Genomic DNA, 26755 nt, shown 5'->3' with positions numbered 1-26755 from the left:
TCGACGCCGTCGGTGAACTCGGTGCCGCGCTTGCCGACCAGGGGCGGAAGGGCAGGCTCGGTGGGTGCGATGGTGATCCGCTGCCTGCCCCAAGCTGCCGGCAGTGCCGCGGGAGCACATCGAGGGGCGTTGACCTGTGAGAATGCCTGAGGTCTGGTGGCTGGTGAGCGGGAGGCGATCGGGTGCCGGCTCGAGCTCTGCGATCGCTGACGGGTACGTGGGGCGCCGGATTCCGGGTGGTGGACGATTCCAGTGTGGCCGTCTGTGGCCTGTGGTGGTCCTTGCCGGCTGTGTGGTGGCCGGACGAGTAATGGCTCCGGACTCGGTCCGGCTTCTCTGAGGTCGCGGCGTGAGGGTTTCGGCGTATGGCCCTGCAGGGAGGTGACGAGGCCGGGGGGAGTGTCACCAGCCGATCCATGGAGGACTGCGACTTGGGGGTGCCAGCAGATTCGTCGTCTCATCGTGGTACACACGAGGCGCCCACCCTGATCTGCGGAAACGGGACCTCCGTGGGCGGCGGCAGTGACTTGGGCCGGAAATGGCCCCGATCTTGGTTTCGTACCCAAGTCCGCCCCCTCGGTGTCGGCCGTGCTGTGCTGGAGGACGCCCACGCCCCTACCCACGCCGACGCCCAGGAGCGGGAGTCGTTCGGCAAGCCGATCTGGGAGCACCAGTCGATCGGCAACTACCGTGCGGACATGACCACTTCGCTGACCTCGGCCGGGCAGCCGGCCCTGTACGCGGCCCGGGAGGCGGATGCCGCCGTCGGGCGACATGGAGGCGGGGGCGGCCAAGCTCTTGGCCTCCGAGGCCGCCATGCGGATCGCCCTCAACACCGTCCGTATCCACGGCGGTTGCGGCTGCTCCACCGAGTTCGACGTCGAACGCTACTTCCGCGACGGCCCGTTGATGATCGCCGACGAGGGCATGGGCGATTCGGTTCCTGGGCGCGATCGGAAAGGATGCGGTCGACGGCGACACGTGTGCCGACAGCTGGTGCCTGCCCTCCGCCTTCTCAGGTGACGGGCATCCGTTCGACGAAGTGCTCCAGGTCTTCTGGGCTGGGCCTCAGCACACCGTCGCGTACGGCGAGGGCTGTGGCCTCGGCGCGTGAGGCGCAGCCAGTCTTGCGGAGCATGTGCTCGACACGGCTGTGCACTGTCCGCGGGGACAGGAACAGCGCCTGGGCGATGGCCTGGTTGGTCTGGCCCCTGGCGGCCCGGGTGAGTGCTTCCAGCTCACGGGGGCTCAGGCCGTACGGCAGTTGCGTGGGCGCCTCGGACACCAGAACCGCCCTTCGTGCGAGGGGCGATCCTGCCGTGCACCGGCGCAGCAGCACACGGTTCCAGCCCTGTCCGACCGGCCACAGGACCCGCAACCGCAGGCCGCCCGAGTCGGCGAACGCCTCCACTAGACGTCCGAATGCGTCGTCGCCCAGGACTTCGGCAGGGTTTCGGTCCGGGAGGTCGATGATGTCCTCGGCCGTGACGAGGTTCGCTCCCGCGTCCGCCGGAAGGTCGTGCAGGTCACCGGTGCGGGCTGTCGGATCCGCGAGTGCACCCAGCGCCGGCAGGACCGAGGCGAGCAGGCTGTGTGCCCCCGTGTCGCACGTGCCCGATCCCTCGATGGACAGGATGGCCAGACCGACCAGACGGCCGTGGTGACGCAGTGCGCCGGTCAGCGCGTCACGGAACCCGGCCGGCCGGACCCGCTCGGCGTAGAACGAGCCGTTGCGGAAGTGTTGCCCGACGGACGCCGCGTCCTCGGCGTCCTCGGTGATGGACGGCGGAAGCGTCTGCCGTACGACGTTGGCGTGCCAGGGTGTGGAGACGAACTCGGCGGCCAGCGACTCGGACGTCATGGCGGTGTAGCTGATGCCCGCGACCTGCAGGTGAGCTCCGGTGATCGGATCGATCGTGAGCAGCGTGGCCGCGTCGAGGGGCAGGGCGCGGCCGAGTTCGTGCAGCGCCTGGGTGCAGGCGGAAGCGGTGTCGCGTTCGCGGGTGAGCATGCCGATGCAGGTCGCTGCCGCGAGCTGATGGTGGCTGAGCATGCGGGCCTCCGGAAACCCACGACCACGGGTATCGTTTGACTCCTAACGATATGGGTTCCGGGACGGCCGGGCAAGGCGCTCGCCGTTCGTGACCGGGTTCCCGTTGGTCGCTGCCGGGCCTCTCGGCCAGTCGGTATTTCTACGGATGGCGGGGCGGGACGCCCGGGTCTTTCCTGTTCGGCAACAGCCGGACGTCCGACGCAGCTGTATCGGGCCGCGATCCCACGGAGAGCCCCGCCATGACCAGAGCCCCGTACTCTTCCTCGGCCTCACATCGGCAGTTCCTGGCTCTCTCCGCAGGCGTTGCCGCCACCACCGCGCTGGCCATCGCAGGCTGCTCCGCACCGGACGACGGCGCGAGCAGCGCCGACGAGGCGATCGCCAAGAGGGCGTTGGACGCGGGGCTGATCTGGGTGACGTATGGCGGCTCGCTGGAGCACCAGAGCGCGGACATCCAGGTCAGTTCCTCAAGGGCGGCACGCTGCTCGGGGAGGCCGCCGCGAAGTGGACCAACGAGGAGCTCGGCGGAAAGGGCAAGGTCGCGGACCTGTGTGCGCTGGACCGCCCGCTGCTGGACCTGGACCCGCACGCGATCACGGATGCGGAGGTGGAAATGACGGTGTTCGACGGACGCGTCGTCCACGAGCGCTGAGGGCGCGGACAACCTCCAGGACCTTCCCAAGCACTGTCGGTGCAGCCGTCGCCGGTTTGCCGTCGGCCGCACCGGCCCCACCGCACGATCCCACCCCACAACGTTCGGGTCACATGACGTCTCGGCGCCGTCACGGCCGCCGCAAGCGAAGGATGCCCACATTGACCGACACGCCCCGCATGCTGCTCGTCCTCAGCGAGAACTGGACCCTGACCGGCGGCCGGGCCGACCTGCCCGCCGCCGTGCGGTGGGCCCGCGAGGCCGAGGACGCCGGATTCGACTCCGTCATGGTCAGCGAACACATCGTGCTGGGCCCGGACGCGGCCGCCGACGGCATCATGGGCAACCCCCGCGACTACGCCCTCCCGGGCAACCAGGACCCGTACACCCCCTGGCCCAACTCATTGCTGCTGCTCGCCGCCATCGCATCCGTCACCGAGCGCCTGCGTCTGGCCGCCGCCGCGGTGCTGGCGCCCCTGCGCCATCCGCTGCTCATGGCACGGGAGTTGGGCACCCTGGACCTGATCAGCGACGGGCGGCTGCTGGTGCAGCCCACGGTCAGCTGGAGCAAGGACGAGTACGACGCCCTGGGAGTGCCTTTCGGAAGGCGAGGTCGGCTGCTGGACGAGCACCTGGAGGTCTGGGCGAAGGCCTGGGGGCCGTCCCCGATCTCTCACGACAGCGAGCACTACCCGTTCCGCGACGTCTACTTCGAGCCGAAGGCATTCCGTCCCGAGGGTCCGAGGCTGTGGTTCGGCGGTCAGCGCCTGCACGGCCCCGTGCTGCGCAGGCTCGTGCAGTACGGCCACGGCTTCCATCCGCTGGGCCGGCCGACACCGCAGGACATGCAGGTGCTCAAGGACGCCCTGGCCGCGGCCGGCCGGGACATCGCCGAGCTGGAGATGATCGGCGGTACCCAGGCCACGTTCCCCGACGACCACTCCACCGCGGACCTCGGTGCGGCGCTCGCGAGTATCCCGGAACAGGTGGAACAGGGCTTCACCACGTTCTGCGTCAAGCCGAACCAGTTCATCGACGACCCGGACGCGATCGGCGCGTTCTGCCGTGACGTGATGCGCCGCGTGGAAGCGCTCACTGCTTGACGGCGCGGACGCCCCGGTCCGGCCGGTGGGTTGCGCGGTGACACCCCACCGGCATGACAGCCGGGGCCGTCATACGCTGGCCGCGCAGCTGGTGCACATGCTGGCGAAGGAGGTGATCGATCTCAACCAGGTGGTCACGAGCATGCCCGGTCTGGGCGTCATCCTCGGCGCTGAGTTCCTGGCCGCCACCGGCGGCGACATGACAGTCTTCGGCACCGCCGACCGTCTCGCCGGCTTCGGCGGCGTCGCTCCAGTGCCCCGCGATTCTGGGAAGGCAAGCGCCACATCCAAGCCGTGCTCCCCCTTGCCCGACGCCGCGTGAGCGTCCTCTGGGCACTCCTACGCGATGGGCGGTGCTACGAACCCACCCCGCCCAGTGCCCCCGCGGCCTGACAGACCGCATGGGGAATCAATGATTACCCTTTGGATTGCTGCGTATCGAGAGAGCCGACCGTCGTCGCATCCGAGCCGTCCGGCGCCAAGGCGATGACCATCGCGCCCGCCGCGAGCCGGCCCGGCCGGGTATCGAACGCACAAGCTTCCCCCGCGACCAGCGTGCCGCACCGGACCGGCTCACCGCCTCCCCTGGACGGACGTGCCGTCAGGAACCCGCACCGGAACGGCACGAATACCCCGACCAGCCGCCCGTCCTCCAGCCGGGGGAGCTTTGACCAGAAGCCCCAGGATGTCGCCGCCTCGACCGGGCCTACGGCGGCGCCCACGCCGATCTCCACGGTCACCCGCGTCGACTGCCCGGGAGCAAGCTCCTGGAGAGGGCCCAACACCTCGCACTCCACGACCCGGTCCAGGGGCTGCAAGCCCCCCAAGTGCTCCAGGGGCGCATGCAGCGGATGCTCCAGCCACACTTCGACCCGCGAGTCGGCGTCGGGGTAACGGGCCGCAGGGGAGACCTCGAACCGCTGGGTCAGCGTGCCCTGCGGAGCGACATGCGCCAGCCATCCGGCGGCGTCAGGGAACCCCACCTTGCCGACCACGTCCTGGTGCGGTACGTGCAGCACGCCATGGCTGGTGCGGTGCACGTGCGGGCGGCCGGTGCCCGCGATCAGGCCGACCGTCTCCGGACGTCCGGAACCGGCGGTCCCCACGTAGACACCGCCCGCGGGGTAGGACCCCGGAGCCGTACCCGCCAGCTGGGTCACATTCCACACCGCCCACCGGCGGGGCCGGTCCGATGCGTTGGTCAAGGTGTTCTCGAGCGTGAAGGCCGTCCGCCCGGCAGTGACCCTGATGCGGCGCTCGATGCGCAGACCTGTCCGTGGCTCGACGCCGCTGGTCATGACCGCCTGGGCTGTTCGCCCCTCGACTGTGAGCCGCAGCCCGTACGGTCCTGAGTCCAGGACCGGGTCCGGCGGGCCCGCCCACTGGCCGGGTCCGTCCCAGCCCTGCGGTGCGGGCCAGGTCTTGTCCCCACCCCAGTTCAGCCAGGCCGACATCGGACCGTCCTGCGGGACTGGCTGAATGCCGGGGCGCGGGCGCAGGCTCTCGTCCAGCAACCGCGAGTTCCGGTACAGGAATTCCCGGCCGTGCAGCGTCAACGACAGGATCCGACCGCCGAGCGCCGGCACTGCGGTGAGCTGTATCGGTCCCGCGTCGAGGCGGACCAGTTCGTAGGGGCCGACCGGGCTGCGGACCACCTCTACCCCGTCTCCGCGCAGCGCCTGGTCGTTCGTCCGCTCAGTCATCGAGATCCGGCACCAGGACAACCTTGCCGCGGCCGGCCCCGGCCGCGAGCCGGAACGCCGTGTCCGCATCGGAGAGGGCGTACCGGTCGCTGACCACGCTCTCCGGTCGCATCCCCCAACGCACCAGGCTGCGGGCCAGCTCCGACATCGCGGGCAGAGAGGTCACCCAGGACGCGAAGATCGTCACCTGTTTGTGCAACAACGCATCCGACACCTCGGTCTCCAGCGTGCCGCCTTCTCCTACCAGCGACAGCCGGCCCCACTCAGCGAGGTGCTCGATGGCTGTGGAACGCCCCGGGCGGCTTCCCGAGCAGTCGATCGCGGTACTCGTGCCTTGGCCGCCTGTCAGCTCCGCGACGACCGGGCCGGCCTCCTCGGGCGCTACGGTGGCGTCGAACACTCCGAGCCTGTCGGCCCACGCACGCCGTTCCTCGGACAGCTCCACCCCGATGACGCGCCGGGCGCCGCGGCCGCGGCCGATCATGCCGGCGGCAAGCCCAACCGGCCCCAGGCCCACTACCAGCAGGTCGTCGTCTCCGCTGACGCCTATCCGGCGGATGCCCTCGTAGGCGGTGCCGAAGCCGCAGGCGATCAGCGCGCCGTCGACGAAGCTCAGCTCATCGGGCAGCGGGATCAGCGTCGACTCGTCGGCGACCAGGTAGTCGGCGGCGGCGCCGTCGCGCTGCCAGCCGTAGGCGGCCCGCTCCGGGGAGGCGCAGTTGATGAAGTAGCCGCGGCGGCAGACGTCGCAGCGGCCGCACCCGGCGATGTGGTACACCACCACCCGGTCGCCGACACCGAACGCGCGCACTCCTGGTCCGGTGGCCACCACGGTGCCCGACGGTTCATGGCTGGCGATCACACCTCGGTAGGCAGGGCCCTCGATACCCCGGTGCGTTTTGTGCTCCCGGTAGATGTAGCCGATGTCGCTGCCGCAGATGCCGGCCGCACCGACCCGTAGCAGGACCTGGCCCGGACCGGGCTCCGGAACCGCGACGGAGCGCACCGAAGCGGTGCTGTCCCCGGGCAGATAGACGCCGCGCATCGTGGCGGGCAGAGAGGATGAGGCGGTGGTGCTCATGAAGATCCCTGATGGTGGGGCGGAAGTGCGGGAGATTGGCGCGGGTGTTCATGCCACGCGCGTGGCGTTCCCCCGCCTGCTGATGATCACGTTGGCGAGGACCGCGGCGACGATGATCGCGCCGCGTACGACGTTCTGCAGGAAGGGGTTGACGCCCAGCAGCACCAGGCCGTTGGCGATCACGCTGATGAAGATGACGCCGAGCATCGTCCCGATCAGGCTCCCGCGTCCACCGGCCAGGGCTGTGCCGCCGATGACCACTGCGGCGATCACGTCGAACTCCAGCCCGGCTGCGGCGCCGCCGTTGCCTGAACCCAGCCGGGCGGCCAGGAGAATGCCGGTCAGCGCGGCCAGCACGCCGGTCGTGGCGAACAGCATGACCCGGATGCGCTGGATCGGGATGCCGGCCAGTTGAGCGGCCGCGGCGTTGCCGCCGGTGGCGTAGACGGAACGACCGTAGGCAGTGCGGCGGGCTATGTACCAGAAGACGAAGAAGAGCATGATGAGCACGACCGCAGGAGTGGGTACTCCCAGGACCTTGCCACCGAGACTGTCGACGAAGGAGGAGGCGGGCAGCGGGACGGGCAGCGCGTCCGTCGCATACAGGGCGAGGCCGCCGAGCGCGCTCCACAACCCGAGTGTGGCGATGAAGGAGGGGACCGCGAACCGGGCCCGCAGCCACCCGGCGAAGGCCCCCCACAAGAGGCCCGCCGCCAGGGTGAGAACCAGGGCTCCGGCGATGCCCAGATGCCAGTCGGAGGCTCCCTTGGCGAAGATGACCGAGGCGAAGGCCACGGCCGGGCCGATGCTGATGTCGATCTCTCCGGCGATGATCACCAGGGTCACTCCGAGCGCGGGAATGCCCACGCTCGCGGCGTCGCGGAGGATACCCAGCTGGTTCTCGGTGTCGAGGAACCCTGCGGCACCTGTGCTCAACGCGATGTACAGCACGACGATGGCGGCGAGGAGCCCCAGCTCGTTGAGGTGGAGCAGGTGCCGGGAGGTCGCGGCCCTTTTGGCGGAGGACCCGCCGGGCCTGTTGGTCAGAATCGTCGACGAAGACATGGGTGCCTCACACTTCCACTGCCATGGTGGCGGCCATGATGTTGTCCAGGGTGATGTCGGGGGCGGTGAACTCGCGGTTCATCCGGCCCTGTTGCAGCGTCACGACCCGGTCGCACACCAGGGGCAGCTCCTCCAGTTCGCCGGAGACGAAGACCACGGCTGCCCCGTTGCCGGCCAGTTCGCGGACCAACCGATAGATCTGCTGCTTCGCCTCGACGTCGACGCCGCGGGTCGGCTCGTCGAGCAGCAGGATGCGGCTGCGGGCATGCAGCCACCGGCCGATCACGGCTTTTTGCTGGTTGCCGCCACTGAGGTTGACGATCGGGGTGGAGAGCCGGGGTGTCCTCACCGAGAGCCGCTCCACCAGATCCCGCCCGGCGCGCTCGGCCAGGTCGGGTGAGATGCTGCCGCGCCGACTGACGCCGCCGAACCACGACATCGTCATGTTCTCGCCCACGCCCAGCATCGGGACGATGCCCGCGCCCTTGCGGTCCTCCGGGGTCATACCCAGGCCGAGCTTCTTCATCGCCGCGGCCGTGGGCCGGGCCACTCGGACCCCGTCCACCTCGATCACCCGCGCCGCCCTGGGCTCGAATCCGGCGATGGCGCGCAGCAGTTCGCTGCGCCCGGAGCCGAGCAGACCGCCGATGCCGAGCACTTCGCCGGCGTAGAGGTCGAGGTCGACTCCGTGCAGTTTCGGCGGCAGTATCAGCCCCCGCACGGACAGCAACGGGGTGCGGGCCCGGTCCACCGTCCGGGGTTCCAGCGCTGTGGCTTCCTTGACGGTGGTGCCCAGCATCAGCGCGACGATCTGCGCCGTCGTCGCATCCCGCACATCGACGGTGTCGATGACCTGTCCGTCGCGTACGACGGTGACACTCCCGGCGACCTGGCGGATCTCGTCCAGCCGGTGGCTGACGTAGATGACCGCCACACCCGAGTCGGCGATCCTGCGCACGGCCGACAGCACGGTATGTGCCTCCTCGGCCGCCAGCGCACTGGTGGGTTCGTCCAGTATGAGCAGCCGGGGGCGGCGGCGCACCGCCCGGGCGATCTCGACCAGTTGTTGCTCCGCCAGCGGCAGTGTGCCCACCAGCGCATCGGGATCGACCGCGACCTCCAGTTCGCCGAGTACCTCGGCAGCCTCGCGTCGCATGCGCGGATAGTCGATCCCGGCAGCGCCGCGCCTGGGCCACTCGTTGAGGAAGAGGTTCTCCGCCACGGTCATCTCGGGGACCAGGCTGAGTTCCTGGTACACCGTGGCCACACCGAGTTCGGCAGCGCGGCGTACTCCGCCGTCGCCCAGCGGCTCTGAGCCGATGACCACTTCACCCGCGTCGGGCGTCTCCACGCCGGACAGCAGGCGGATGAGGGTGGACTTGCCGGCGCCGTTACGGCCGAGCAGGGCCCGTACCTCGCCACTGTGGATGGTGAAGTCGACGGAGTCGAGGGCGCGGACGCCGGGGTATTGCTTGCACAGTCCGGTCGCGGTTGCCACCGAGGGGCCAACCGGGCGGCCCGGTGCGAGGTCGGATGACGTCATGGTGTCTCCACGGGTGCGGGTGGGGAGAGACGGATTCGGCCCTGGTCCCGGCGCGCGCTGCCGACCACGGGCTCAGTGCCGGTCAGGGCAGGCCGTCAGGGTGCGTGTCGAGCCACTTCCGTGCCTGGCGGGGGGTGGAGTACAGCTCGACCGGCGCCGCGACGATCTGAGAGCCGAGTTTCTCGCCGCTGATCACCTGTGCCGTCGTGCGGGCGGCCAGCTTGCCCACGACCCGCCCCGAGATGTCGACATCGGCCTTGAGGATCCGGTTGTCGACCAGTTCGTGGGCCAGGTCGGTCGTCATGTCGCTGCCGAAGACCACGGTCTTGCCGATGAGGCCGCGCTGACGGACGGCCTTGACGGCCCCCATCGTCGCGCCGCCGGACTCGCCGTAAAAGGCGTCGAGGCCGTGGTGCGCGGTCAGTACCCGGTCGGCGACCTGGACCGCGGAGTCGATGGTCGTGCCCTGTTGGTTGGCGACGATGCGGGCCTTGGGGAGCCGGGCGAACAGCGCCCTCTCGAAGCCGGCCCGGCGCTGTCGACAAACCTCGACCGTTTCGCAGTTGATGACGCCGATCCGCGGGGCGGTGATGTGGCGGGAGACGAAGTACTCTGCGGCCTTCGCCCCGGCCAACTCCCCGAACTTGACCGGGTCGCCGAGGATCCAGGCGCTGACGTACTTGCGGGTCGCCTCATCGGTGAGGCAGGTGTTGTAGCAGATCACCTTGACGCCGCTGTCGTGGGCGAGCTTTACCGCAGGGATCGAGGCAGTGGTGGAAACCGGTGACATGACCAGCGCCTTCACACCCGCCGAGCTCACCGTGTCGACGAACCTGCTCTCCTTCGAAGCATCGCCCTGAGCGTTGATCTCGAGGATCTGCACGTCCTCGCCCAGCTTCCGCGAGGAGTCCAGCATGCCTTTGCGTACACCGGCGTAGTAGCCCTGGGCGTCCATATAGACCAGCCCCACTCGCCCGCCCTCACCCACGCGGCCACCGCATCCGGTCGCGGCGAGCCCTGTCAGGACCAGGGTGAGGATGAGGACGTGCCATGTCCGATGTCTGGCCAAGCTCATAGCAACACTCCAGACCGAAGGGCAATCACCGCAAGGAGTGCAGATCGGGGCACTGCGGTGTGTGCTCCGAGTATGGGTAGCGACTTTCAGCCACGTCAAGAATTAATCATTATTAATTCTCAATGCTTGTCCGGCTTGGCGCGGCCCCGCGCGGCCTCTGCCTGGGATCGGAGGAGCGGGGTCAGCGGCGCGGCTCGGTCGGCGGCGTGCCGGTTATCGACTGTTGATCTCGCGGGTGCCGATGCGTCGCGGCGCCGATCATCGCCCAGCCCCTACAAAGGCCATACAGGCTGCGGCCGTCGACCGGATCGCGGGCGCCAGCAACGACACCACCAACTACGGCGTGAACGACAAGGTCTGGTGGAAATTGACGCCCCGCATCCGTCACCGACCCGCTGGTGCCCGCCTACCCCGGCAAGGTGGTGATCACCACCCCGTTCGCCGACACCTTCAGCGACAGCGGACCGGATCGCCGCCCGCACGTGTATGTCCGCTGGTGACCACAACTGAAAATCAGACGGGCACACGACGGGCCCGGTCCAACCGTCCGGGGCTCGCTCGGCATTCGACCTGCACCAGTCCGGACCCGTTCCCCGGTCTCGGGGTGCACGCGGACCACGGGGAAGAACCGCTCCCGGTCGAATGGAGCGCGCTGGAGTCAGCCGACCAGGTACTCGGTGTGGGTCCCCGTTTCGGTGCGGGCGTGTAGTCCATGAGCATGTGCTGAAGGCTGCCGCAGCACATGATGGCGCAGATGTGCCGGCGGCCTCGGCGGCGTTGTTCCTTCGGTCCGGTCCAGGCCTCGACGAAGGCCGCTTTCACCATGCGCACAGCCCCCGCCCGGAACTCCGGTTCAGAGCTGCGTCTTTCGGCTCCTACGACCCGACCTTCTCTCCGGATCGGGTCTTCACGCTACGAAGCGCAGCCCACGCGAACCGGCGAGGCGGAGATCACCAAGGTGCAGTCGTGGATCTCCTACGACGACGGTCAGACCTGGAGCGGGCTCGCGCTGGCCCCGACAGGTACGACCGGCAAGTGGAAGGCAACGCTCAAGGTTCCCGGCGGCACGCACACGCCGAAGTACGCGAGCCTGCGCACCGTGGCGACCGACGGGAACGGGCACTCGGTCGACCAGACTGTGGAGCGCGCCTTCGGGATCAGGTGACGATCACCGCGGGGTAGTGGTGGTCCACAGCCCCTGACGGTACCGCTTCGGACACCATCCAGACGCGCCGGCGGCGATCGGTGCTCTCCTTCGGGCGAGGGCCACCGATCGCCGTCTGCCGTCCGTCGCCTCCCGGTCAGGTCGGCATACGGGCTCTCACTCCGGTCGTCACCGACCGCCGTCACGGCGATCACACCGTGCCAAGTGACGCGCCGACCGGTCCCGGTGTCGGATCGCCAGGTCTCGCGCGCGGTCGCCGGCCTCGCCGTCCGGCTCGGGGCGGCCCAAGGGTGACGGCACCGTCGTCGCGATCGACAAGTTCGCCTGACGGGACTCCAGCCTGGGCTGCAGGCAGCGGGGAACGGTCCACGTACAGGTCCTCGTCAGCGGCGTCCGCCTCGCCTTGGAGGCAAACGGCAACCGTTACAGCACCACGACAGCCCGAGTGGCCCGCACTTCGACTGCCCGACACCGCAGTCCGGCGTCGGCGAGTAGTCAGCGGCCTACACCTGCGGCATGCGTCACTCCTTCTCCGGCGGCAGCAGTCCCGCCCTGGATGCCGCCACCGCCAGCGCGGTGCGGGACGAGACACCGAGTTTGCGCATCGCCCCGGACAGGTGCTGCCCGACCGTGCGGTGGCTGATGTACAGCGTGCCCGCGATCTGCCGGTTCGTCATGCCCTGCGCGGCCAGCCCGGCCACCTCCAGCTCCCGGGGCGACAACTGGTCACCGTAGCCCAGTGGTCCACGCCGCCAGGTGCGCACCACCTCCGTGCCGTGCTCGCGCAGCACCTGGGCGACCCGGTCGGATCCCGCTTCGCGCCCAGTTCGCGCAGCCGGCGCTCGGTGTCCGACAGCAGCCGCAGCGCCTCGTCCTGACGACCCATCACAATCAGGCATCGGCCGCGCCGCTCGAGGGCGAGCAGTTCGTCGTACGGTCGCGGCAGTGCCGCCCATGCCGCTGCGGCATGGGCGAACAGTTCTGCCGCATCGCCGCTGCGCCTCGCCTCGGCCACGACGGCCCGGCAGGTGGCCAGTGCGGCGGTCGGCGTCGGTGCGTCCACTTCGTCGAGCCAGACCGCGAACTGCCCGAGCAGGGAATCGACTTCCGCGTCCGCACCGACGGCGAGAAGTGCCTCGACCCGGACCGGAAGCACGTCGGTCGCCCACAGCCACAGGCCTTTCCGCGCGATCGTCGCCACCAGGTCCGCCGTGACGTCCAGTGCCTCGTCGACTGCGCCGTCGCAGGGCCGAGCGGCCCAGGGCCGCGGCGGGGACGACCATGGCATCCGCCATGCCGCGCCGGCCGGTTCGTCGAGCAGGTCGCGCATCCGTCGTCCGGACGCGCCCCGGCGCCCTTCGGCGAGGTCCAGTAGTGCGAGGATCCCGCTCGCTTCGATCCTCGCCTCGTGCAGGCTCGCGGCGGACTCCGCCGCTGCCGTGACCTTGTCCGCCAGGCCCGACCATGCGCCGACATACCACTCCAGTCGGGCCTGGGTGCTGCGCGCGATGCCGAGCAGCCGCTGGTAGCCGGTCGCGTGGATCTCCTCGACGGCGTCGGCCAGGAACTGCTCAGCCTGCTCGTACAGACCCCAGGTGATCGCCATGTGACCCAAGTTGATCAAGCCGCGTGCGATCTGCCGCCGCTCGGCCATGGTCCGGGCGTCGCTCATGACCTCACGTGCCACCTGCCACCCGGCTTCCTCGCCGAACATCAGCAGGATCGACGCCCGGTCGCCGTCAGATCCAGCGACTCCGCCCGAGTCCGCACCTGCGACATCAGTTCGTCCGCGCGCACCAGCCAGGCCAGGTGGGCGCTCGCCGGCCACGGTCCACGCGGTAGTGCCAAGGACAGCATCGCCTTCGCCGCGAGGGCGGGCCGGGCGGCCAGGTCGGGCACAGCGGCCTCGACCTCCTGGTAGACGACGTCGAACTGCCCCAGCTGGAGAAGGAGACGACCCAACAGCAGCCTGATCTCACCACGGTCACCCGCCGGGAGGTCGGCATGGGTCAGGACGGAGCGCAGTGCGCTCGTCACGCCTGTCGCCGTGGTGGCGAACGAAGCACCCCCGGCCGCCGTGAACCGCCCGATCTTCCGCGCCAGGCGGACCTGTGCCTCCACCGGGTGCTCGACCTCGGTCAACACCTCCAGCAGCAGCGCCACGGCGGTCTGGTCGTCACCCGAGTCCCAGGCCAGGTCCGCGGCCTGCTCGCCGCAGGCGGCCCAGCCGCTCATGTCGTTGGCTTCGCGCAGGTGCCGAATCAGCCGGGCAACCGGCTGCGGATCAAGGTTCCGCAGGTTCTCCGCGGCCCGCCGGTGCAGCTGCCACCGGTCCGACGCCGGGATCGCCTCCGCAACGGCCTCCGCGTCGAGCACGTGCCGGAACGCCAGCCGGCCACCGCCCGCGTCACGCAGCAGACCCGCGGCGAGGCCGCGGGCGATGCCGCGCCGTCCGGCCTCGCCCTCCACGTCGGCGACCGCCTGTAACAGCGCCACGTCGGCCGGCTCGCCCAGCACGGCGGCTGCCTCCAGCACTCGCCGCGCCTGAACGGGAAGCCGGTCCACGCGCTCCAGGATCGAATCCCGCAGCGTCGGTGACACGTGCAGCTCGTCGAGCGCCCGGCGGATCCACTCGCCGTCCCGGTGGACGATGTCGCCGCGCTCCCGCATCGACCGGATCGTTTCCTCTATCGCCAGCGGGACGCCGTCGGTGCGCTGGTGCAGCACCACGGCGAACTGCTCGGAGACCTCGTCCGCGCCGAGGATCGACCGGACCAGCTCCCCGGTCTGCCGCACGTCCAACGGCTGGATCCCGACCCTGGTCAGGGTCATGCCGACGGGGCGACGGGACGTCAGGCGCCGCAGCAACGACCCGGCGGGGACGTCGTGCGGGCGGTACGTCAGCACGATCGACATGCGCGGTTCACCGGAGGCGCACAGGGTGAGCAGCCATTCCAGCGTCGCCGCATCCGCCCAGTGCGCGTCCTCGACCACGAGCGTCGCGACGCCGAGCCGCTCGAGCAGTTCCGTCAGCGCGCGCAGCAGTCGGTGCCGGGTTTCCTGCGGGTCCTCCAGTGCCTCCAGTGCCGGCGGCAGCTCGTCGGCCCACTCGGGGAACAGCGGCCGTAACGCGCCGGCGAGCGAGGTCAGCCTCAGGCCGGACGGCGTCGGTCGCAGCCGCCGCACTCCGTCCACGATCGGCCCCAGGGGGAACGGCTCGCGCACGGGCGGGCACGGCGCGAGCAGGACCGCGTGGTCCGCGACAGCGGTGAGCGCCTCGTGCAGCAGCCGGGACTTGCCGATGCCGGGTTCTCCCTCGATGAGCACCAGCGATCGCCCGCACCGCAGCGCCCGCGTCACGCCGGCGAGGGCATCGTTCCTGCCGACCAGGGCGCGAGTCACCGCCGCAACCGGGACCGCACCGGACGGATCACCGCGTTCCACGCCACTTGCGGGCCCCGAACCCTCGCGGTGTCGTCCGATCTGCGTCACCATCGGGCCTCCGGTCTCCTTCTCGGTCGTGGATACGGCAGGTCGGCCGGGTCGGCGGGGGGCAGGCCGAGTGCGGTCACCACGGCGCCCGGTTCGGCGACGAGAACGCCGGTGGCTGCGCCGATTCCGGACGTTACACCCGTCACGAACGCCCGCCGCCCCGCCAGCACTTTGACCTGCTCCTCTCCGCGCAGCAGCGCCTCGAATCCGTCCCGTACGACGTGCTCCAGTGCGCGATATCCCACACTTTTCATGATCGTCTGTTCACCTCGGCGAGGTCTGTACTGGTCTCGGCGGCTCCCGGGCGGAGAGCCGGCTCGCGGCGATGCGCCCCGCGCCGTACAGGGCCGCCAGCTGGGTCGCAAGCAGTCCGAGCGGTCCCAGGCCGAGGACGGCGGTCTCACCGGGACAGATCTCGGCCCGCCGCACCGCGTGCAGCGCGACGGCGGCAGGCTCGCCCGGCGAACCCGGAATGCCGGCAGATGTTGTACTCCCCCGCGGGGCACCGCGGGCAACTGCCGCACCGGTAGTGCGGCTCCACCGCCACCCGGTCCCCCGGGACGACCTCGCCGGGCCCGGGCGGCGTCACCCCCACGTCCTCGACGCGGACATCCCTCGCCCCGTACCAGAGGGCCGCCTTCACCGGGCCCCTTCGTGACTGGTATCCGGAGCGACGACGGTTTCCGTCATGGCGCTCAGCGGAACAGGGAGTTGACGTGGTCGGCGCCGAGCCCGACCTTCTCGTAGTGCTCGCGGCACATCTTGATGTAGTCGTGCACGTCGAAGAAGCCGTCGGGCTCGCCGTTCTCGTCCAGCCAGACGAGCGGGCCCTTGACGATGAAGAACGCCTTCATCGGCTCGTCGCTGTCGTAGGCGACCAGTGTGTGCCCCTCGCCCGGGGCCTCGTAGACGAAGTCGCCCGCGGTCGCCGTCCAGAGCCGCTCCAGATAGCCCCACTTGCCGGAGATCGCGTACGCGAACACCTCGTGCGGGTGGTAGTGCCGGTTGACCAGCCCCGCCTCTTTGGCCCGCAGGATGTCGGCCCAGCTGTTGTCCTTGACGTTGATCCACAGCGGGCGGGAGCCGACGGTCTCGGTGAACGGCACGTAATAGCGGTCGTCGTCCGTGGCCACCTTGGACAGGTAGACCTCGGGGAGGGCGTCGGGGCGGAAGGAGTTCTCGATCGGCCTGAGGTCCTTCCAGAACTCTCCGGTGGGCAAGTCGGGCATGTGAACGGTCTCCTCCGTCGCGGGCTTCCCGGAGTGAATCCCGCAGGGAGACGTGTCCTCTTTCCCGTGGCAGACATGACCGCTTGCAGAATGTGGACACACGCCGACGGGGCTCACGACCAGGCTGGCGCGCCCGCCGAGAACGACCGCGCCGGTCAGGTCGTCGGCCGATGCTCGGTGCTCACAGCCACGATGCGCCACTGGCCGTCAGGAACCGGACAGCCCACAACACGCCGCTGTGGCACCGCGGTTGGCCCACTCGGATACGCACCTCCCCGGCGGGGCCGCGTACGGCGTCCTCCACGGCGTGTCATCACCGACGCCGACCTCGGGCTCCGCCGCGTCCACCACGCCTACGAGGGTGACGCGGAGGTCATCATGGCCACGCCGGAGGCGGTCGCCGAGCCGATCGGGTTCGTGCTGCTGGGCACGCCCCAGTCGGCGCGCCGGCCCACTCGTGAGTCTCAACTGCCGCTCATCGGCTCGTCGTTGAGGGGTGGTGCTGCTCTGGTGGGGACCGATCTGGTGGCGCCGCGGGACTCCCTCCGCTCCTGGCCTCTACCGCTGTCCCTGACCCTTCCTGACAGCGGTGAGGGCCCCGCGTTCACCACCCGCCGGGGCCCTCACCGTTCGCGACAGGGTCAGATCGTCGCGGTGTCGATCACGAAGCGGTAGCGGACGTCGCTCGCCAGGACCCGCTCGTACGCGTCGTTGATCTCCGAGGCGCTGATCAGCTCGATCTCCGCACCCAGGCCGTGCTCGGCGCAGAAGTCCAGCATCTCCTGGGTCTCCGGGATACCGCCGATGCCGGAGCCGGCGAGGGTCTTGCGGCCTGCCATCACCGAGAACAGGTTCAGCGCGACGGGCTCCTCGGGGCCGCCCACGTTCAGGAACGCGCCGTCCGTCTTGAGGAGGGAGAGGTAGACGTCCAGGTTCAGCGGGGCGGAGACCGTGGACAGGATGATGTCGAAGGTGCCGCGCAGCTCCGTGAAGGTGGCTTCGTCGCTGGTCGCGTAGTAGTGCGAGGCGCCCAGCTTCAGGCCGTCCTCCTTCTTGCGCAGCGACTGCGACAGTACGGTCACCTCGGCGCCGAGCGCGTGCGCGATCTTGACGCCCATGTGGCCGAGGCCGCCCATGCCGACGATCGCGACCTTCTTGCCGGGGCCGGCGTTCCAGTGCTTGAGCGGGGAGTACGTGGTGATGCCGGCGCAGAGCAGCGGCGCGGCCACGTCGAGGGAGAGGCCGTCGGGGATGCGGAACGTGTAGTTCTCGTCGACGACGATCTTCTCGGAGTAGCCGCCGTAGGCCGGCTCACCGTTCTTGTCGAGGGCGTTGTAGGTGCCGATGGGGCCCTTGTGGCAGTACTGCTCCAGGCCGGCCTCGCAGTTCTCGCACTCGCGGCACGAGTCGATCAGACAGCCGACGCCCACGCGGTCGCCGACCGCGAACTTGGTGACACCGGAGCCGACCGCCTCGACGAGACCGGTGATCTCGTGGCCGGGGACCATCGGGAAGATGCCCTCGCTCCAGCCATCGCGGGCCTGGTGGATGTCGGAGTGGCAGATACCGGTGAACTTGATGTCTATCAGGACGTCGCACTCGCCGACCTCACGACGCTCGATGGTGGTCCGCTCCAGCGGAGCCTTGGCGGAGGGGGCGGCGTATGCGGCGACAGTGGTGGTCATGCCGGGGGTTCTCCTCAGGGGGGATTCGCGCCCGGCCGCCTTCTGACCGGGTGCGTCGATCAGTCTGTCGAGCCTTTGCGCTGTCACCCAGACCACGCTTGTGGGTACGCTCGCCGTGCCTACCATTGGCGGGGGCAGGCTGATGTCTGTGCAGCTGGGAATAATGGACCGTATGGACGAACGTTCCGCATCGGTGTCTCCGGCGGATGCCTCTGGTAACACAGGCGGGGCCCTGGACCGGCGTGCCGAGCTCAGCGAGTTCCTGCGCACCCGGCGGGCCCGGCTCAAGCCGGAGGACGTGGGGCTGCCGGACTTCGGGCGGCCCCGCCGGGTGCCCGGGCTGCGCCGCGAGGAGCTGGCCCAGCTGGCAGGCGTGTCCGTCAACTACTACACGAGGTTGGAACAGGGCAACGGGCGGAATGTCTCCGCGGAGATCCTCGACGCCATCGCCCGTGCTCTGCGGCTGACGGACGCGGAGCACGCCCACCTCACGCACCTCGCCAAGCCGAAGCAGCACAAGAAGAAGCCGTCGGTGCGGGCGCAGGTGGTGCGCGGGACGCTGCGGCAGCTCCTCGACACGCTGGACAGCGTACCGGCGTACGTCGTGGGGCGGCGTACGGACATCCTGGCGTGGAACACGATGACCGCTTCCCTCTTCGGGGACTGGGCCGAGTTGCCGCCGCAGGACCGTAACTGGGCGCGGCTGGTGTTTCTGCGGCCCGAGTTGCACGACCTGATCATGGACTGGGAGCAGCGGGCGATCGACATCGTCTGCCATCTGCGCATGAACGCCGGCTGCTATCCGGAGGACCCGAAGCTGTCCGCGCTGGTGGGTGAGCTGTCGGTGAAGAGCGAGGAGTTCCGGCGGCTGTGGGCGACCCACGACGTCAAGGAGAAGAACCACGGGGAGAAGCGGTTCCGGCATCCGCTGGTGGGTGAACTGACCCTGAACTTCGAGTCGTTGAGACTCCCGGACGACAGCGACCAAATGCTGATCGTCTACCACGTGGAACCGGGATCACCATCGGCGGAGGGCTTGCGACTGCTGGCCAGTTGGGGACGGGACGCGACGAAGGCGGGCGCGGGTTCCTGACGGGGGCTGTGCCCAGCCCCGCGGCCTGAACGGCCTCGCCCTTCACCGCCGGACCGGTTTGAGGTGACGGTCGCCATTGAGGAGCCGGAGGCCCCGGTATTCGGGTCGAGACGGGCCCGTGGGAAACACGGCCTGGGCTGCACCAACGTCACGAAACGAAAACGGCCCGCCGAGGGCATCCTCCGATGGGCCGTTCGCCAATATGAATCTGGCGACCTACTTGCCGTAATACGCGTAAGCCGACACCGACACCGACACCGACACCGACACCGACAGCGACAGCGACAGCGACTTCAGGCTACGGCCGAGCGCCGAGCCCTCGACAACTACCGGGAACGTGCCCATCTTTCGCCGCGACCTTGTTTTCCCGGCCGCCGTCCCTGTTGAAGCGGACCGAGGAGGCCGGGAGCTGAGGCCACTCCGCAGTCTTCTTCGGCCGGAACGTCCCGCTCGTGTCGGCCCGCGTGGATGCCTGGGTGACCTTGACGCTGCGCTTGACCGACGTCGTCAGCTTGTACGCCGCGTCGCCCGCAGGAACCGTGAACGGCTTCTCGGCGAAGAGCGGGTCGTCGGTCGTGGCGACTTGCCTGCCGTCACGGAAGGGGCCGTACTCGGGCAGCAGCCGCGGACCGAAGACCGCAGTGCTGAAGGCCTCGCGTACTTGCCGCCCGCCTTCAGCGCCGGCGAGCAACCGGTCGCAGGTACAGCACTGTTGTGCTGCGCCACCGCGTTTGCTGTCCTGGGCGATGCGGGATGCAGCGTTCATGTTCGGCGTCTTCCACCGTGTGCAGGGGTGCATGTGCGTACTTGACGGCGATGCCGAAGAGATGGACGAGGTGTACAGGGTCGGCGGTCTGTTGTGCCTCGTGCAGGATGCGGTCGGCCCACACCTTCGCGGCAGCCACTGTCCTTTCGAGCACTCGTCGGCCACACCGGAGGCCCTCCGGATCGAGGAGCCTCCGGTGCAGTGGCGAGCGGGCGGCCGGGGTCCGTCTTCGCGTCGTCGGACCCGGGGCGTCCGTATGACGCTAGAGCGACGTGATCGGTTCGCCGTCGAGGAAGATCGCGTGCGTGTTGTAGAACGCGTCGAGACCTTCGGGGCCGAGTTCACGCCCGTAACCCGACTGCTTGACGCCGCCGAACGGCACCGCGAGATCGACGGTGATGCCGTTGTTGATCGCGACCGTGCCGCTGTGGATCTGGCGGGCGACCTCGAGCGCATGCTGCGTGTCACTGCTGTAGACAGCGGCGTTGAGCCCGAACTCGGTGTGGTTGGCGAGCCGGATGGCCTCGGCCTCGTCGCGGTAGGTGAGGACGGCGGTCACCGGGCCGAATATCTCCTCCTGTGCGACACGGGAGTCAGGCGACACATCGGTGATGATGGTCGGTGAGACGTAGTAGCCCTTGTCGAACCCGGGCGCACGGCCACCGCCGACGGCGAATGTCGCGCCTTCCAGCCGGGCCGTCTCGAAGAAGCCGAGGACCTTGTCGTAGTGCCCCTTGTTGATCATCGGGCCGACCAGCACGTCCGGGTCGGCCGGATCTCCGACCTTCACCTGTGCGATCGCTTCGGCCAGCGCCCCGACGATCTCGTCCTTGCGGCTCTCGGGAACGATCAGCCGGCTCGGCTCCACGCACTGCGCGCCGTTGTTGTTGCAGATGTTGATCGGCAGTGTGTGGACGAGCCGCTCGAGATCCGCGTCCGGCAGGATCACCGCCGGCGACTTGCCGCCGAGTTCGAGCGTGACCCGCTTGAGCGTGGGCGCCGCGGCCGCGGCGATCGCGCGCCCGACGCCCGTCGATCCGGTGAACGTCACCTTGTCCACGCCCGGGTGGCTGACGAGCTGCCGGCTCTGCTCAGGACCGGCGGTGAGGACGTTGATCACGCCGGGCGGCAGACCGACCTTGAGTGCGGCGTCCGCGATGTAGCCGGCGCTCAGCGGCGAGAAGTCGGACGGCTTCATGACGACCGTGCAGCCGGCGAGGAGCGCCGGAGGGAGCTTGAAGCCGGCAAGACCGAGTGGCGCGTTCCACGGCACGATCGCGACCACGACACCGACGGGCCGCTTCTCGATGCGCGCGGTGACGCCGCTCGCGCCGGTGCGGACCTCGTGGAGTTCGGTCGAGTCGGCAAGGCTTGCGTAGTACCGCAACATACCGGAGAAGGCCAGTACGTTTCCGCGGCAGTTACCGAGGATCAGCCCGGTTTCGAACATCGTGAGCTCGGCGATGGTGTCCGCGTTCCGATCGATCTCGTCGGCGAGCGCGAGCATGTGGTCGGCTCGTTCCTTCAGGGAGAGTCGCGGCCACGGCCCCTCGTCGAACGCCGTTCGTGCGGCCCGCACCGCGGCGTCCACGTCGGCACTGGACGCCAGTGCGAACCTGCCGTACGGCTCTTCCGTCGCCGGATTGATCAGTGACCCCGTGCGGCCGTCCGCGCTCGGGAGCCACTCGTTGTCGATGAACAGGTCCCGCTCGACCACGGGCGCCGTTTGACTCTGCAGTGCCATGGAGAACTCCTGTACGCATGTTTTGAACATGGCCGTCCATGTTTTTGGACGTCTTCATCCAAAATAGCAGATGAAGCTGTCCAGAACGGTAGGGTGGGCGCATGAGCACTCCAGAGGGCCTCACTCGCAAGGGACTGGCCACCCGTGCCCGCATCGTGGAGGCAGCCGCGGAGCTCGTCCTGGCGCGAGGCGTGAACGCGACGACGCTGGAGGACATCCGCAGCGCAACGAGGACGAGCAGGAGTCAGCTCTTCCACTACTTCCCCGAAGGCAAGCCCGACCTCGTCAGCGCGCTCACGCAGTGGCAGGCCGCGCGGCTGTTCGACGCGCAGCGGCCCCACCTGGACGAGCTCGACTCCTGGGAGTCGTGGCAGAAGTGGCGCGAGGCGATCACGGCCTTCTACCGGGAGCAGCCCAGTTGGGGTTGCCCCATCGGCTCGATGATCAATGAACTCAGCAGTCACGACCAGGTGGCCGCGACAGTCCAGAACGTGTGGACCGAATGGCAGAGCCTGCTCCAGGCCGGGATCGAGCGCATGATCAGCGCCGGCCTGCTCCGGGCCGACACCGACGGTCACCGACTCGCCCGCTCGATTCTCGCGATCCTGCAGGGCGGGATGCTGATGACCAAGACGACTCTCACCGAAGAGCCACTCCTCGACGTATTCGACTCGATCTTCCTCACCCTGCGAGCACACGCCGTCGATCCCGCACGCTGAGGGCGACGAACCCGAGCGGCGACGTGACCGACTCCGCCCCTTACCGGTCCGCCGTCGACACCGCGGACGAGATCCCCGACGGCCCCTTCGCGCACCTGCCACTGCGGGACGGTCCTGTGGCCGATCTCCAGTACGCGGTCGCTCGGAGAGCGCGTCCGCTGCGCTCCATCCGGGGGCCACAGATTCCACCAGATGAGGAGAACCCATTCATGCCAACCCTTGGCTTCATCGGCAGCGGCAACATTGGCACGCGGCTCGCCCGACTCGCGATCGCGGCGGGTCTCGACGTCGTCCTATCCAATTCCCGCGGGCCCCAGAGCCTGGCCCAGAAGGTCGCGGAGCTCGGTGAGCGCGCCTGGGCCGCAACGCCCGAGGAGGCGGCCCGGGCGGGGGACTGGGTAGTGGTGAGCATCCCGCTCGGCGCCTACCGGCTGCTGCCGGTAGGCGCGCTGGCGGACAAGGTCGTGCTCGACACGATCAACTACTACCCGTTCCGCGACGGGACTTTCGAAGTGCTCGACTCGGGCAGGACCACCACGAGCGAACTCGTCCAGGAACACCTGGTCGGCGCGAAGCTCGTCAAGGCGTTCAACAACATCGGCGATCAGCACATCCCGGCGCTCGCCCGTCCTGCGGGAGCCGCCGATCGCACCGCCCTGCCGATCGCGGGCGACGACCCGGAGGCGAAGGCGAGCGCCGCCGCCCTGATCGACCGGCTTGGCTTCGACACCGTCGACGCCGGCTCTCTGGTCGAGAGTTGGCGCTTCGAGCCGGAGACCGCCCCTTACACGGCGGCCTACTTCGCCGACCCCGACGCGGCGAGGACCTTCTTGGCCGAGTTGGGCGAGGAGATCCGCTCCGGCGGCCCGGTGCAGGCAGTGCCGCCCAAGGATCCGGGCGCCCCGCTGCCCGCGCACCGGCTGCGCACCCTCCTGGCCGAAACACCCCGCGTACTCACGGCCGACCGCCTGCTGCGCTGACTCAGTCCCCTCGCGCCCCGCCGGAGCGTCAAGAAGGGCGTTACCAGCCGAGGCCTTCACCGCATGGGCGGGTGGACCAACCCGCACCAGCGCTCCGGGTAACTGCCGGTACTGGCCGACGCCTTCGACCGCGACGAGGAGCGCTTCGCTCAGCTCGAGTCCCGCAACGAGCCTCCAGGGCAACCCGGACATGCCGACCCGGCTGGACCCCCGACCGGAACCCCAGGACTGCCTTTACCTCAACATCTGGACTCAGGCCCAGCCTGCCGACCCCGCCCGGCGCGTCATGGTGTGGCTCCATGGCGGCTGTTCTCCCAAGGATCAGCCGGGCCCCGCCGCGACGGCGTCTTTGGGAGAGGTCGCCGATGTCGTCATCGTGTCGCTGAACCACCGCCCGAACACCTCAGCCGCGCGCTGGTTCTTGCTCCGTCACCACCGAGACTGCAACGGAGCCGAAGCATTTACGTCCTGTCTCGAAAAGGCCGACACCGGTGCTGCTCGGTGTCGGCCTTCTCGTCACGAAAATGTGTCAGGTCAGGGCTGGCCTGACTGAACTACTGGAAGTCGCAGCCCGGATTGGGGGCGTCGGCGGAAAACGGCGCGCCGTGCGGCAACACGTAGAGGACGTCCAGGACCAGTGGAGTGGTCCCGAGGTTGCGGCCGATGTGCACATGATCGGAACCACTCATCTCCGTGATGGTGCTGCCGGCCTTGTAGACGCCGTCGGGTTCGCAGGTTGAATCGAAGTGGCTCAGGGTGCCCTGCTTGACAAAGCCGTACAAGGTTCCGTCGTGGTAGTGCCATCCCGTGCTCTGGCCCGGTGGGATCGTGATCTCCCGGAGGATGTAGTCCTTGTCGCCGATAGTGGTCTGCGAGATTACTGTGCCCTTGACTCCCGGGCCGGGGGGAGTGGCCTGGGCGGACCCTGCGACGAGCGACGAGCTGAGGGCTACGGCTGCTATCAGCCCTGTGCGGAGTAGGTTGCGCATCGATAGCCTTTCCGTGGGCAAACGAGGCAGACGCCCCGACTGTGGAACATGCCCCTCTCTGCAAGGGGGCGTGTTCGTTCCGCAATCAAAGTCCATCACTGATGCGTCTCGGCTCCCACCCCACCCCAAAGCCCGGATGGAGTGCGGGACTTGGTCGTTCAGTCGGCGTGGGTTCCTGATTCCCGCGCCCGGCAGGGCACCGCGCCGAGGTTTCCCCGTGCGGTATGCCGCTCAGGTCGGCGGCGTCTCCGTTGCGTCGGACATGGCAGGGCCTCAGACGGGCTGCACAGAGATGGAGATTGCTTGACTTACTCAATCGTATAGAGGGTTGCTTGGCTTAGGCAAGTCGCAATGTGGGGTGTGGATGGAGGGCGCCGTCGTCGGTAGCTGTGCGGTCGTGGATGCGGGCGGCGTGAAGCGAGCTCATCGGCGGCGTCCTGGCTCTGGGCGAGGACCACGAACAGCGGCATCCAGGTAGCGCGAGCCATCGCGGGCAACCAACCACAAGCCATGCCCAGACCACTGGATCTTCCGGAGCATGCGACAGCCCATCAGGCCCACCGACAACGTAGACCAACCACCAACCCCGATCGCCCTTGACCAATTGCGGCCATGTCCGCCCCAGCGGGCCAGGGCGTCGAGAACCCGGTCCTGCTAGTCGGTGGGGAGATCGAAAGCGAGTGGAAGGTGAGCGATCAGAGCCGAACGCTCGTGTATGTCGCGGTCGTGCCCGCCACCAGCGACGCGACCGTCGGGATGTGCTTCCTCGACCGCGCGGGTGGGGTGTCGTCGTGCCCACTTCGTCCGGCCGTTACCGCTTGAGCGCAAGGCTGCACTGATCAGCGGGATTCGCGGACGACGGCGACGCCCCCCGGTGGGACGGTGACACTGCCGGTGATCGGTGTGGCGGTGAGGAGTTCGACGCCTTCGGCGGCAACGTCGGCGCCCTTGCCGGTGTGGTCGATGAGGAACAGGTAGTTCGCTTCGGCGCCGAGGCGTCGGACGACCTCGATCCCGGCGGGAGCCTGGTGCTCCGGTGTGACGCCGGCCTCCTGGCACATGCGGCGGAGCAGAGCGGCGAGAGTGTCCTGGTCGGGGTGGGTGGCCACATACCAGGCGGTGCCGTTGCCGTGTCGGTGGCGGGTGACGGCGGGGTGGCCCGCCAAGGGGCCATCGGCGTAAGCGGCGACGGCTTCCGCGCCGGTGAGCCGCATGCGTTCCGACCACAGGTCGGCGGTGGCGGCCGGAGGCACGTCGCCGGTCAGGCCGGTCGTCTCTCCCGGCAGCAGGGGGAAGAGTTCGTCGGTGACCACTCCGAGGACATCGCGGAACGCGCCGGGGTAGCCGCCCAGGTACACATGACAGTTCTGGTCGACCATGCCGCTGTGGAAGCCGACCGCAAGGGTGCCCCCGCGTTCGGCGTACCGGGCGAGGTTCGCGGCGGCTGCCTCGGTCACCAGGTACAGCGACGGCGCCAGCACGAGTTGATAGCGGTCGAGTTGGGGATCGTCGGGGCGTACGAAGTCGATGGCGACTCCCGCTCGCCACAGGGGTGTGTACCAGTCGCGCGCCAGGTCCTGGTAGCGCAGTTCGCCGGTGGGCTGGGAGGGCAGTTCCAGTGCCCACCGGGCGTCCCAGTCCCAGACGATCGCCACCTGGGCCGCGGTCGTGGAGTCCCGAACCTCGGCCAGCGCCCTGAGATCCGCGCCGAGTTGGACGACGTCCCGCCAGATCTGGCTGTCGGTGCCGACGTGGGGCAGCATCGCCGAGTGCCACTGCTCGGCGCCCGCCTTCGCCGCACGCCACTGGAAGAACGCGATGCCGTCGGCGCCATGGGCCACATGGGCCAGGGCATTGCGCCGCATTTCTCTTGGCCGCTTCGCCCGGTTGACCGGCTGCCAGTTGACGGCACCGGTCGAGTGCTCCATGAGGAACCACGGGCCGCCCGTGAGCGACCGCATGAGGTCGCCGTTGAGGGCGATGTCGATCTCGGCTTCCGGGTCGTCGGACATCAGGTAGTGGTCGTTGGAGAGGATGTCCAACTCCGGTGCCCAGCGCCAGTAGTCGAGGGCGTCGATGGTGCGCAGGACCAGGAAGTTGGTGGTCGCGGGGATGTGGGGAGCGGCCCGGCGCAGTACCTCGCGTTCGGCGGTGCACAGCGAGAGTAGTTCGTCGGAGCAGAACCGGCGCCAGTCCAGCCGGTGGGTGGGGTTCGGCGGGGCCGCGGTGGCACGGGGCGGCAGGATCTGGTCCCACGAGTAGTACCACTGGCTCCAGAAGGTGGTGCCCCAGGCGTGGTTGAGGGCGTCCAGATCGTGGTTGTAGCGGTTGCGCAGCCAGGTGCGGAAGGCGGCGGCGCTGGTGTCGCAGTAGCAGGCGTCGTTGTGGCAGCCGTACTCGTTGTGGACGTGCCACATGGCGACGGCCGGGTGGTCGGCGTAGCGCTCGGCGAGGGCTTCGGCGATACGCAGCGCCGCTCTGCGGTAGGCGGGGCTGGACGGGCAGAACGTCTGACGGCTGCCGTACGACAGTCGGTGCCCGTCCCGGTCGACCGGCAGCGCCTCCGGGTGCGCCTTGAAGAACCAGGCGGGCGGGGCCGCGGTGGGGGTGGCCAGGTC

General features: G+C 69.2%; 25 protein-coding genes and 2 pseudogenes. 9 read left to right on the top strand and 18 right to left on the bottom strand.

Features of this window, described 5'->3' with window-relative positions:
* Window positions 1-569: 569 nt before the first annotated feature.
* A pseudogene (locus FNH08_RS08895) lies at window positions 570-1023 on the top strand (acyl-CoA dehydrogenase family protein); the annotation flags it as partial.
* Here FNH08_RS08895 and FNH08_RS08890 read toward each other — a convergent pair.
* Together FNH08_RS08890 and FNH08_RS50660 are read right to left on the bottom strand one after the other, a co-directional pair.
* Window positions 1016-2053 carry a helix-turn-helix transcriptional regulator gene (locus FNH08_RS08890; protein ID WP_152770851.1) on the bottom strand — a complete coding sequence of 346 codons (1038 nt, stop codon included), beginning with the start codon at window positions 2051-2053 and terminating at the stop codon, window positions 1016-1018. The pseudogene FNH08_RS08895 and the gene FNH08_RS08890 overlap by 8 nt on opposite strands.
* 139 nt (window positions 2054-2192) lie before the next feature.
* A complete protein-coding gene (locus FNH08_RS50660; RefSeq protein ID WP_194238428.1) occupies window positions 2193-2696 on the bottom strand; it encodes a hypothetical protein in 504 nt (167 codons plus the stop codon).
* 170 nt (window positions 2697-2866) lie between these two features.
* Here FNH08_RS50660 and FNH08_RS08880 point away from each other — a divergent pair, with 170 nt between their 5' ends.
* Window positions 2867-3808: a TIGR03619 family F420-dependent LLM class oxidoreductase gene (locus FNH08_RS08880; protein ID WP_228033993.1), complete on the top strand. Its 942-nt coding sequence runs from the start codon at window positions 2867-2869 to the stop codon at window positions 3806-3808.
* A 76-nt stretch (window positions 3809-3884) separates the two neighbouring features.
* A pseudogene (locus FNH08_RS08875) lies at window positions 3885-4201 on the top strand (transposase); the annotation flags it as partial.
* Between the two features lie 23 nt (window positions 4202-4224).
* On the opposite strand, the gene FNH08_RS08870 reads toward FNH08_RS08875, so the two are convergent.
* From FNH08_RS08870 to FNH08_RS08850, 5 genes are all read right to left on the bottom strand, one after another.
* Window positions 4225-5511, bottom strand: coding sequence for a DUF4380 domain-containing protein (locus tag FNH08_RS08870; protein ID WP_152770850.1), 1287 nt, complete (start codon window positions 5509-5511; stop codon window positions 4225-4227).
* Window positions 5504-6592 (bottom strand): zinc-dependent alcohol dehydrogenase family protein, encoded by a 1089-nt coding sequence (locus FNH08_RS08865; RefSeq protein ID WP_152770849.1) that lies wholly within the window; start codon window positions 6590-6592, stop codon window positions 5504-5506. The genes FNH08_RS08870 and FNH08_RS08865 overlap by 8 nt, the downstream gene beginning before the upstream one ends.
* Before the next feature lie 48 nt (window positions 6593-6640).
* Window positions 6641-7657, bottom strand: coding sequence for an ABC transporter permease (locus FNH08_RS08860; protein ID WP_152770848.1), 1017 nt, complete (start codon window positions 7655-7657; stop codon window positions 6641-6643).
* Window positions 7658-7664: 7 nt separating this feature from the next.
* The gene (locus tag FNH08_RS08855) at window positions 7665-9200 is read right to left on the bottom strand and encodes a sugar ABC transporter ATP-binding protein (RefSeq protein ID WP_152770847.1); all 1536 of its coding nucleotides are present in this window, start codon (window positions 9198-9200) and stop codon (window positions 7665-7667) included.
* An 82-nt stretch (window positions 9201-9282) separates the two neighbouring features.
* Window positions 9283-10275: a substrate-binding domain-containing protein gene (locus tag FNH08_RS08850; protein WP_152770846.1), complete on the bottom strand. Its 993-nt coding sequence runs from the start codon at window positions 10273-10275 to the stop codon at window positions 9283-9285.
* A 958-nt stretch (window positions 10276-11233) separates the two neighbouring features.
* Between FNH08_RS08850 and FNH08_RS08845 the strand changes: the two genes are divergently transcribed.
* Window positions 11234-11440, top strand: coding sequence for a hypothetical protein (locus FNH08_RS08845; protein WP_152770845.1), 207 nt, complete (start codon window positions 11234-11236; stop codon window positions 11438-11440).
* Window positions 11441-11961: 521 nt separating this feature from the next.
* Here the strand turns inward: FNH08_RS08845 and FNH08_RS51735 are convergent.
* The 6 genes from FNH08_RS51735 to FNH08_RS08820 all read right to left on the bottom strand — a co-directional run bounded on the left by FNH08_RS51735 (window position 11962) and on the right by FNH08_RS08820 (window position 16161).
* Window positions 11962-12141 (bottom strand): response regulator transcription factor, encoded by a 180-nt coding sequence (locus FNH08_RS51735; RefSeq protein WP_322724045.1) that lies wholly within the window; start codon window positions 12139-12141, stop codon window positions 11962-11964.
* Complete coding sequence (locus FNH08_RS51730) at window positions 12114-13112, bottom strand: hypothetical protein (protein WP_228033991.1); 999 nt, start codon at window positions 13110-13112, stop codon at window positions 12114-12116. The genes FNH08_RS51735 and FNH08_RS51730 overlap by 28 nt, the downstream gene beginning before the upstream one ends.
* Window positions 13113-13153: 41 nt before the next feature.
* Window positions 13154-14935 (bottom strand): ATP-binding protein, encoded by a 1782-nt coding sequence (locus tag FNH08_RS08835; protein WP_152770843.1) that lies wholly within the window; start codon window positions 14933-14935, stop codon window positions 13154-13156.
* Window positions 14929-15186, bottom strand: a complete 258-nt coding sequence (locus FNH08_RS08830; RefSeq protein WP_152770842.1) for a hypothetical protein — start codon at window positions 15184-15186, stop codon at window positions 14929-14931. Before FNH08_RS08830 ends, FNH08_RS08835 begins: the two co-directional genes overlap by 7 nt.
* A 146-nt stretch (window positions 15187-15332) precedes the next feature.
* A complete protein-coding gene (locus FNH08_RS53490; RefSeq protein ID WP_322724056.1) occupies window positions 15333-15473 on the bottom strand; it encodes an alcohol dehydrogenase catalytic domain-containing protein in 141 nt (46 codons plus the stop codon).
* 154 nt (window positions 15474-15627) lie between these two features.
* Complete coding sequence (locus FNH08_RS08820; RefSeq protein WP_152770841.1) at window positions 15628-16161, bottom strand: 2,4'-dihydroxyacetophenone dioxygenase family protein; 534 nt, start codon at window positions 16159-16161, stop codon at window positions 15628-15630.
* A gap of 378 nt (window positions 16162-16539) precedes the next feature.
* Here FNH08_RS08820 and FNH08_RS08815 point away from each other — a divergent pair, with 378 nt between their 5' ends.
* On the top strand, window positions 16540-16836 hold the full coding sequence (locus FNH08_RS08815) for a hypothetical protein (protein ID WP_152770840.1): 297 nt from the start codon (window positions 16540-16542) through the stop codon (window positions 16834-16836).
* On the opposite strand, the gene FNH08_RS08810 is transcribed toward FNH08_RS08815, so the two are convergent.
* Window positions 16803-17846 (bottom strand): NAD(P)-dependent alcohol dehydrogenase, encoded by a 1044-nt coding sequence (locus FNH08_RS08810; protein ID WP_152770839.1) that lies wholly within the window; start codon window positions 17844-17846, stop codon window positions 16803-16805. The genes FNH08_RS08815 and FNH08_RS08810 overlap by 34 nt on opposite strands.
* Window positions 17847-18018: 172 nt before the next feature.
* Between FNH08_RS08810 and FNH08_RS08805 the strand changes: the two genes are divergently transcribed.
* A complete protein-coding gene (locus FNH08_RS08805) occupies window positions 18019-18939 on the top strand; it encodes a helix-turn-helix transcriptional regulator (protein ID WP_152770838.1) in 921 nt (306 codons plus the stop codon).
* Window positions 18940-19237: 298 nt separating this feature from the next.
* Here the strand turns inward: FNH08_RS08805 and FNH08_RS08800 are convergent, their stop codons facing one another.
* Both FNH08_RS08800 and FNH08_RS08795 read right to left on the bottom strand, forming a co-directional pair.
* Window positions 19238-19705, bottom strand: a complete 468-nt coding sequence (locus tag FNH08_RS08800; RefSeq protein ID WP_152770837.1) for a hypothetical protein — start codon at window positions 19703-19705, stop codon at window positions 19238-19240.
* 262 nt (window positions 19706-19967) lie between these two features.
* The gene (locus tag FNH08_RS08795) at window positions 19968-21449 is read right to left on the bottom strand and encodes an aldehyde dehydrogenase family protein (protein WP_194238427.1); all 1482 of its coding nucleotides are present in this window, start codon (window positions 21447-21449) and stop codon (window positions 19968-19970) included.
* 101 nt (window positions 21450-21550) lie between these two features.
* On the opposite strand from FNH08_RS08795, the gene FNH08_RS08790 reads away from it, so the two are divergent.
* From FNH08_RS08790 to FNH08_RS51720, 3 genes are all read left to right on the top strand, one after another.
* On the top strand, window positions 21551-22168 hold the full coding sequence (locus tag FNH08_RS08790) for a TetR/AcrR family transcriptional regulator (protein WP_152770835.1): 618 nt from the start codon (window positions 21551-21553) through the stop codon (window positions 22166-22168).
* Between the two features lie 209 nt (window positions 22169-22377).
* Window positions 22378-23148, top strand: a complete 771-nt coding sequence (locus FNH08_RS51725) for an NADPH-dependent F420 reductase (protein WP_152770834.1) — start codon at window positions 22378-22380, stop codon at window positions 23146-23148.
* Window positions 23060-23701 (top strand): carboxylesterase family protein, encoded by a 642-nt coding sequence (locus tag FNH08_RS51720; protein WP_322724055.1) that lies wholly within the window; start codon window positions 23060-23062, stop codon window positions 23699-23701. Before FNH08_RS51725 ends, FNH08_RS51720 begins: the two co-directional genes overlap by 89 nt.
* A gap of 1 nt (window position 23702) precedes the next feature.
* Here the strand turns inward: FNH08_RS51720 and FNH08_RS08775 are convergent, their stop codons facing one another.
* Window positions 23703-24137 carry a cupin domain-containing protein gene (locus FNH08_RS08775; RefSeq protein WP_152770832.1) on the bottom strand — a complete coding sequence of 145 codons (435 nt, stop codon included), beginning with the start codon at window positions 24135-24137 and terminating at the stop codon, window positions 23703-23705.
* Window positions 24138-24976: 839 nt separating this feature from the next.
* Window positions 24977-26755 (bottom strand): beta-galactosidase (locus FNH08_RS08770; RefSeq protein ID WP_152770831.1); only part of this gene is annotated, 1779 nt, incomplete at its 5' end.

The organism is Streptomyces spongiae (genome assembly GCF_009377185.1).
Classification (GTDB): domain Bacteria; phylum Actinomycetota; class Actinomycetes; order Streptomycetales; family Streptomycetaceae; genus Streptomyces; species Streptomyces spongiae.
Note: the sequence above shows the minus strand (reverse complement) of the source record. Positions and strands in the feature narration are given on the sequence as shown.